The organism is Streptomyces sp. NPDC090445, from assembly GCF_044769385.1.
Taxonomy (GTDB): Bacteria; Actinomycetota; Actinomycetes; order Streptomycetales; family Streptomycetaceae; genus Streptomyces.
In genome coordinates, this window is sequence record NZ_JBIVXV010000085.1 from 1 (window position 1) to 1112 (window position 1112).

Here is a 1112-nt window from a genome sequence, read left to right on the forward strand (position 1 = left end):
ATCGCCGAGCCGCGGACCACGGCCAGGATCGGGTGGCCGTTGCGTACGGCGTCCGACTGCCGCTCGACGAGCAGCATGCCCGCACCCTCGGCCCAACCGGTGCCGTCCGCGCCTTCGGCGAACGACTTGCAGCGGCCGTCCACGGCGAGCCCGCGCTGGCGGCTGAAGTCGATGAACGTCTCCGGGGTCGCCATGACCGCGACACCGCCGGCGAGGGCCATGTCGCACTCGCCGTTGCGCAGTGCCTGGATCGCCCAGTGCAGGGCGACGAGCGACGACGAGCAGGCCGTGTCGACGGTGACCGCCGGGCCTTCGAGCCCGAAGGTGTAGGCGATCCGGCCGGAGGCGATGCTGCCCGCGTTGCCGGTGCCGAGGTAGCCCTCGACGCCCTCGGGCAGGTCGTCGCCGGATCCTGCGCCGTCGCCGATGCCGATGCCCGACACGTAGTCGTGGTACATGACGCCGGCGAAGACACCCGTACGGCTGCCCCGCACGGCCGTCGGGTCGATGCCGGCCCGCTCGAACGCCTCCCAGGAGGTCTCCAGCAGCAGACGCTGCTGCGGGTCCATCGCGAGGGCCTCGCGGGGCGAGATCCCGAAGAACGCCGGGTCGAACTCGGCCGCGTCGAGCAGGAACCCGCCCTCACGCGTGTACGAGGTCCCTGCGTGGTCCGGGTCCGGGTGGTAGAGGGCCTCCGCGTTCCAGCCGCGGTCGGTCGGGAAGGTGGTGATGCCGTCGCCGCCGGTGGCGACGAGCTGCCACAGGTCCTCGGGGGTGCGGATGCCGCCGGGGAAGCGGCAGCCCATGCCGACGATCACGATCGGGTCGTCGGTGAGGGAGGCGGTCGCCCGTACAGGCGCCATCAGCTGCCCGCGTGCGCCGTCCCTGCCGTCGAGGCCGCCGGTCACGCCCAGCTCGGTCAGCAGGTGGCGGGCCAGCGCGGTCGGGGTCGGGTAGTCGAAGATCAGCGTCGGGGGCAGCCGCAGCCCCGTCTCCGCCTTGAGAACGTTCCGCAGCTCGACGGCGGTGAGGGAGTCGAAGCCGAGGTCCCGGAAGGCACGCTCGGCGTCGACCGCGTCGGCACCGGAGTGCCCGAGCACGGCCGCGACCCG

General features: G+C 73.2%; 1 protein-coding gene. It reads right to left on the reverse strand.

Annotated elements, in window-relative coordinates; translation table 11 throughout:
- Positions 1 to 1112 (reverse strand): beta-ketoacyl synthase N-terminal-like domain-containing protein (locus ACIQUT_RS40315; RefSeq protein WP_403570719.1); only part of this gene is annotated, 1112 nt, incomplete at both ends.